At 72.1% G+C, this 5,327-nt stretch carries 6 protein-coding genes; 5 read left to right on the forward strand and 1 reads right to left on the reverse strand.

The genetic code is table 11. The annotated features are described in order from the left end of the window. On the forward strand, positions 1-717 hold a 717-nt coding region (locus AB7U92_RS21140), incomplete at its 5' end, for a septal ring lytic transglycosylase RlpA family protein (RefSeq protein WP_428581666.1). A gap of 121 nt (positions 718-838) precedes the next feature. Next, positions 839-2,389, forward strand: a complete 1,551-nt coding sequence (locus AB7U92_RS21145) for a methyl-accepting chemotaxis protein (protein ID WP_428581669.1) — start codon at positions 839-841, stop codon at positions 2,387-2,389. Between the two features lie 20 nt (positions 2,390-2,409). Here AB7U92_RS21145 and AB7U92_RS21150 read toward each other — a convergent pair whose 3' ends face one another. Continuing rightward, positions 2,410-2,634, reverse strand: a complete 225-nt coding sequence (locus AB7U92_RS21150; RefSeq protein ID WP_428581672.1) for a hypothetical protein — start codon at positions 2,632-2,634, stop codon at positions 2,410-2,412. Between the two features lie 41 nt (positions 2,635-2,675). On the opposite strand from AB7U92_RS21150, the gene AB7U92_RS21155 reads away from it, so the two are divergent. The 3 genes from AB7U92_RS21155 to AB7U92_RS21165 all read left to right on the forward strand — a co-directional run. Continuing rightward, positions 2,676-3,512, forward strand: a complete 837-nt coding sequence (locus AB7U92_RS21155) for an AraC family ligand binding domain-containing protein (protein ID WP_428581675.1) — start codon at positions 2,676-2,678, stop codon at positions 3,510-3,512. A gap of 114 nt (positions 3,513-3,626) precedes the next feature. After that, a complete protein-coding gene (locus AB7U92_RS21160; RefSeq protein ID WP_428581681.1) occupies positions 3,627-4,607 on the forward strand; it encodes a DMT family transporter in 981 nt (326 codons plus the stop codon). A gap of 84 nt (positions 4,608-4,691) precedes the next feature. Then, positions 4,692-5,327 (forward strand): DUF3014 domain-containing protein (locus tag AB7U92_RS21165; RefSeq protein ID WP_428581678.1); only part of this gene is annotated, 636 nt, incomplete at its 3' end.

Raw genomic sequence — 5,327 nt, forward strand, 5'->3', positions numbered from 1 at the left:
CCGGCGCTGCAGTGCCCGCGCCGCGCGCCGTTCACTGCCGGCATGGCCCATCGATCTTCCCTGGCCCGCAGGCTGAGCGCCGCCGCACTGCTGCTGGCCGCCGCCTTGCTCGGCGGCTGCAGCAGCCTGCGCCTGCCCGGCCTGCCGCTGCCCTGGCCGGCCAGCACCCCTGCGCCGGCCGAGACACCCGTCGCCGCTCCCGCCGCGCCGAAGGCACCGCCGGCGCCGGCCGCCGCGCCACGGCCGCATCCGCCCGATGCCGTACCGCGAGTGGTCGCCATCCCGCAGGGCGCGCCCAACCTGCCGTACGAGATCAAGGGCGAGGTCTACGAGCCCGAGAACGAAGATCTGCCGCTCGTCGAGACCGGCATCGCCTCGTGGTACGGCCGCCCGTTCCACGGCCGGCGCACTGCCACCGGTGAGGTCTACGACATGAACGCCATGACGGCGGCCCACAAGACCATGCCGTTGCCGAGCTACGCGCTGGTGCGCAACCCGAAGAACCGGCGCGAGGTGGTGGTGCGGGTGAACGACCGCGGGCCCTTCAAGCCTGGGCGAGTGATCGACCTCAGCCGCGCCGCGGCGCGCAAGCTCGGAATCTCGGGCATCGCGCCGGTCGAGGTGCGGCGGCTCACCCATGCCGAGATTCGCAGCGGGAGCTGGAAGCTGCCGGCGCAGCGGATGGCGGGCGCCCCCACGGGTGGGGCTCCCCGTTGACGAGTGAGGTAGTCGACAAATGCGGAATCCGACGCACAAGAAGTGCGTCTCCTGTCAAGTCGACGTCATGACGACCGATAAGTGACGAACTGTCCCTCGGACGCCACCTCACGCAATCGTCATGTCACTTCTGACTTCGATGGGTATCGCCCGCCGCCTCGCTCTCGTCTCGATCGTGCTCTCGCTGGCCCTGGCCGGCGTAGCCGCATTCGCCTGGGTCAACCTTCGCGACATCTCGGAATCGGCTGACCGCACCGAGAAACTGCGCGTGCCGCAGATGCGCCGCATGGCTTCGCTGGAGCTGCAGGTCACCCGGGTGTCGCTGCAGCTGCGCCACATGATGCTGTCGCGCACCCCGCAGGAACAGGCCGAGACCCTGGCCGATGTCGGCAGGAAGCGCGAGGAGATCGCGAAGCTGCTCGCCGACTACGAGAAGGACCTCTACACCGCCGAGGGCAAGGAGCGCTTCAAGGCGCTGCCGCCCATGGTGGCTCGCTTCTGGGAGGTCGGCGCCGAGAATATCCGGCTGATCGAGGCCGGCCAGCGCGAGGCGGCCTTCGCCTTCCTCGTCGATAGGACGATTCCGGTGCGCAACGAGCTGCTCCGGGCCATGGCCGAGACCATCGACTACCAGCAGGAATCGATGGCCAAGGACATCGACGGCATCGAGAAGGAGGCCGCCTCGACGCTGCAGACCCTGGTGGCGCTGGTGGTGGCCACCATCGTCGGCCTGGCCGTCTTCTCGTGGTCGATCGCCGGCGTGCTGCGCCGCCGCGTCGCGGCCTCGCAGGCGGTGGCCGAACGCGTGCGCGACGGCGACCTGACGGTACCGGTGCATGACGACGCCCGCGACGAGTTCTCGCCGCTGCTGGCGGCGCTGTCCGACATGCAGTCGGCGCTTACCCGCGTGGTCAGCGACGTGCGCCGCAACTCCGACAGCGTGGCCACCGCCAGCGCGCAGATCGCGCAGGGCAACCAGGACCTCAGCCAGCGCACCGAGCAGCAGGCCAGCGCGCTGCAGCAGACCGCGGCGACGATGGACGAACTCGGCGCCACCGTGCGCAACAACGCCGACAACTCGCGCCAGGCCAACCAGCTGGCCAGCGGCGCCAGCGAAGTCGCCCAGCGCGGCGGCGAGGTGGTCGGCCGCGTGGTCGAGACCATGCGCGGCATCGACGCGAGCAGCAAGAAGATCGCCGACATCATCGGCGTGATCGACGGCATCGCCTTCCAGACCAACATCCTGGCGCTCAACGCCGCGGTGGAAGCGGCGCGCGCCGGCGAGCAGGGCCGCGGCTTCGCGGTGGTGGCCGGCGAGGTGCGCACGCTGGCCCAGCGCAGCGCCGAGGCGGCGCGCGAGATCAAGTCGCTGATCGGCAGCAGCGTCGAGCAGGTCGAGCAAGGCACGGCGCTGGTCGGCCAGGCCGGCCAGACGATGGAGGACATCGTCGCCTCGATCCGCCGCGTCAGCGACATCGTGGCCGAGATCAGTGCCGCCAGCCAGGAGCAGAGCTCGGGCGTCGGCCAGGTCGGCCAGGCGGTCACGCAGATGGACCAGGCCACGCAGCAGAACGCCGCGCTGGTCGAAGAAAGCGCCGCCGCGGCGGAGAGCCTGAAGCAGCAGGCCGAGCAGCTGGTTCGCGCCGTCTCGGCCTTCCGGCTGGCCGCCTGAAGCGGCGCGCGGCTGGCCGCTCAGCGCTGGCTGCGGCCCTTCTTCGCGTCGACCTCGGCGAGCTGCTGCTTGAGCAGCAGGTAGAGCACGCGGGCGTTCTCCACGCTCATCGCCAGCACGCTGCTCGGCTCGCCCTCGTCGCGCGCGGGCTGCGGCTGCACCAGCGCATCGACGCGGGCGCGCAGCATGCCGTGGCTCTGCGTCATCGCCTTGATGCGCTGCAGTTCGATCGAGTGGGTCTTCATGGGGCGAGCGTAGCGCACGGGCGGACAATGCAGGCCTGCCCATGCAAGCCGTTCCCGACACCTTCGAGCATCCGCTCGACGCCGCCGAGTTCAAGCGCCCTGCGCACCGCGAGGGTGTCGAGCTGTACCGCGCCCACATCGTGCGCCACGCCTTCGAGCCGCACACCCACGAGGCCTTCGGCCTGGGCGCCATCGAATCCGGCGTGGAACGCTTCCGCTACCGCGGCGAGGAGCACCTCGCGCCGGCCGACACGCTGGTGCTGATGAACCCCGACGAGCTGCACACCGGCCGCGCCGAGACGAATGCGGGCTGGCGCTACCGCATGGCCTACCTCGATGCGCCGGTGCTGGAGGAACTCAGCGGCGAGCGCGGCTGGTGGTTCGCCGAGGCGGTGCGCCGCGACGCGCCGCGCGCGCAACGCGTCAGCCGGCTGCTGCGGCAGCTCTGGCACGCCCACGAGCCGCTGACCTTCGATGGGCTGCTGCAGGACCTGGTCGACGAACTGCGCCCGGCCGCGCGCCGCGCCGCGCCGGCGCGCGACGGGGCGCTGCCCCGCTTCGCCCCGGTGATCGAGCTGCTGCGCGAGCGCCTGGCCGAACGTCTGACGCTGGAGGACCTGGCCGCGGCCGCCGGGCTCAGCCCGTTCCACTTCCAGCGCCAGTTCAAGCGCGCCCACCACGCCACGCCGCAGCAGATGCTGATGGCGCTGCGCCTGTTCGAGGCCAAGCGGCGGCTGGCCGCCGGCGACGCGCCGGCCGACGTGGCAGCGGCCACCGGCCTGGCCGACCAGGCCCACCTGACACGGGCCTTCGCGCGCCGCTACGGCGTGACGCCGGCACGCTACCAGCAGCAAGTCGGTACAAGACCGCGCCGCTAGCGGCCGGCGACACTCGCGGCTTTGACAGGCCCCAAGCTCGCTGCGCTCGCTGCCCCCGAGGGGCGCGTCGCTGGCTTCGGGCGGCCGTACGCCACCGACATGTTTGCCGCGCCCCTGTTCACCGGAACCCTCTTCGCCCTCGCCGCCGGACTGCTCTGGGGCCTGGTCTTCGTCGGCCCATTGCTGGTGCCGGAGTACCCGGCCGCGCTGCAGAGCTTCGGCCGCTACCTCGCCTTCGGCCTGATCGCGCTGCCGCTGGCCTGGTTCGACCGCGCCGCGCTGCGCCAGTTGACCCGCGCCGACTGGCGCGAGGCGCTGCGCCTGGCGCTGGTGGGCAACATCGTCTACTACCTGTTCCTGGCCAGCGCCATCCAGCGCGCCGGCGGACCGCTGCCGACGATGATCATCGGCACGCTGCCGGTGGTGATCGCCATCACCGCCAACCTGCGCGGCCACCGCGCCGGCACGCGGCGCGAGCAGCCGCTGCGCTGGTCGCGCCTGGCGCCGTCGCTGCTGCTCATCGCCTCGGGCATCGCGCTGGTCAACCAGGTCGAGCTGACGCGGCTGCGCGCCGAGCCCGATGCCGACCTGGGCCGCTACGCGCTCGGTGCCGCGCTCGCGGTGGGTGCGGTGGCCTGCTGGACCTGGTACCCCATCCGCAACGCCGAGTGGCTGCGCGCCCACCCCGACCGCAGCCCGCGCGGCTGGGCCACGGCGCAGGGGCTGGCCACGCTGCCGCTGGCGCTGTTCGGCTATGCGTTGACCTGGGCCTGGTTCGCGCTGAGCGGCTCGCCCTTCGCGATGCCTTTCGGCCCGCGCCCGGGCGACTTCGTCGCGCTGATGTTCGCCATCGGGCTGCTCGCCTCGTGGCTGGGCACGCTGTGCTGGAACGAGGCCAGCCAGCGCCTGCCGCCCACCATCGCCGGGCAGCTGATCGTGTTCGAGACGCTGTCGGCGCTGGCCTATGCCTTCGTGCTTCGCGGGCAGTGGCCGGGGGGCGGCACGCTGGCCGGCATCGTGCTGCTGGTGGCCGGCGTGCTGTGGGCGCTGCGGGCCCGGCCCGAACCCGAGGCGGCGCAGGCCCATCCGAACTGACGGAAACATTGATACAAATCTGGTCGAACGCGGCGTAGTCTTGAAGGTCGCACCCTGATCGAGGGAACACACGGAGGCCGCCCCATGCAACGACGCCACATCGCCCTGATCGCGGGGCTGCTGGTCGCGATCGCCGGAGCCGGCACCACGCTGTGGTGGATGTACCGCGGCAAGGTGGTGCCGCCCCCGCCGGTGGCACAGGCGCCGGCCCCGGCACCCGTCGAGCCCGCGCCGGCCCCAGCAGCCGCGCCGCCGGCCGACGCAGGCCCGAAGCACCCGATCGAGCCGCTCGCCGCGGCCTCGGAGCCGCAACCGCTGCCGGGACTGGACGACGCCGAAGCCGTGGTCCGCGAGGCCCTGGCCAGCCTGGCCGGACGCACGGCGGTGATGACCTTCCTGCAAGCCGACGGCTTCGTACGCCGCGTGGTGGTCACCGTCGACAACCTGGCGCGGCCAATGGCCGCCTCGCGGCTGTGGCCGGTGCAGCCCACGCCGGGCAAGCTGCAACGCATCATCGCCGGCGACGCCGAGCTGATCTCGGCCGACAACGCGGCGCGCTACGAACCCTTCGTGGCCTTCGTCGCCTCGGTCGAACCGTCTGGCGCGGCGGCGGTCTACCGCCGCTTCTATCCGCTGTTCCAGCAGGCCTACGCGGAACTGGGCTATCCCAAGGGCCACTTCAACGACCGGCTGGTCGAGGTGATCGACCACCTGCTGGCC

It is taken from the genome of Piscinibacter sp. (assembly GCF_050175855.1).
In the GTDB taxonomy this organism is placed as follows: domain Bacteria; phylum Pseudomonadota; class Gammaproteobacteria; order Burkholderiales; family Burkholderiaceae_C; genus Piscinibacter.

Bases quoted from the DNA above. Each gene is read 5' to 3' on its own strand.
- AB7U92_RS21150 (WP_428581672.1), bottom strand. From the start codon at position 2,634: ATGAAGACCCACTCGATCGAACTGCAGCGCATCAAGGCGATGACGCAG.
- AB7U92_RS21145 (WP_428581669.1), top strand. From the start codon at position 839: ATGTCACTTCTGACTTCGATGGGTATCGCCCGCCGCCTCGCTCTCGTC.
- AB7U92_RS21155 (WP_428581675.1), top strand. From the start codon at position 2,676: ATGCAAGCCGTTCCCGACACCTTCGAGCATCCGCTCGACGCCGCCGAG.